Genomic DNA, 958 nt, shown 5'->3' on the forward strand with positions numbered 1-958 from the left:
GAGTAGTCGAGGTAGAGCATGGAGGCGACGGCGTCGACGCGCAGGCCGTCGACGTGGAACTCCTCGCACCAGTAGACGGCGTTGGCGACGAGGAAGTTGCGGACCTCGGTGCGGCCGTAGTCGAACTCCAGGGTGCCCCAGTCGGGGTGTTCGGCGCGGAGCGGGTCGGCGGGTTCGTAGAGGGGTTCGCCGTCGAAGCGGGCGAGGGCGAAGGCGTCCTTGGGGAAGTGGGCGGGGACCCAGTCGACGATGACGCCGATGCCGGCGGTGTGGAGGGTGTCGACGAGGTGCCGGAAGTCGTCGGGGGTGCCGAGGCGGGCGGTGGGGGCGTAGAAGCCGCTGACCTGGTAGCCCCAGGAGCCGCCGAAGGGGTGTTCCATGACGGGCATGAACTCGACGTGGGTGAAGCCCAGGCCGTCGAGGTAGCCGGGCAGCACGTCGGCGATCTCGCGGTAGCTGGTCAGGTCGGGGCGCCAGGAGGCGAGGTGGAGCTCGTAGACGGACATCGGGGCGCGGTGGTGGACGGTGCGGGCCCGCTCGGCCATCCAGGCGCCGTCGTTCCAGGTGAAGCCGGAGGTGTGGACGACGGAGGCGGTGCCGGGCGGGCACTGCGCGGCGCGGGCGAGCGGGTCGGCCTTCTGCTGCACCCCGCCGTCCCGGCCGCGGATCTCGTACTTGTAGAGGGCGCCCTCGGCCAGGCCGGGCACGAAGAGCTCCCACACGCCGGAGGAGCCCAGGGAGCGCATCGGGTGGCCGGTGCCGTCCCAGTGGTTGAAGTCGCCGGCCAGCCGCACCCCGACCGCGTTCGGCGCCCACACCGCGAACGCCGTCCCCGCCACCCCGTCGACCGTCCGCACGTGACTGCCCAGCGCCCGCCACAACTGCTCGTGCCGGCCCTCCGCGATCAGGTGCAGATCCAGCTCACCCAGCGTCGGCGCCATCCGGTACCCGTCGTCCT

1 protein-coding gene is annotated in these 958 nt (G+C 72.2%); it reads right to left on the reverse strand.

The annotated features are described in order from the left end of the window. On the reverse strand, positions 1-958 hold a 958-nt coding region (gene glgB / locus SNE206_RS40055; RefSeq protein WP_407918516.1), incomplete at both ends, for a 1,4-alpha-glucan branching enzyme.

Source organism: Kitasatospora sp. NE20-6 (assembly GCF_045862635.1).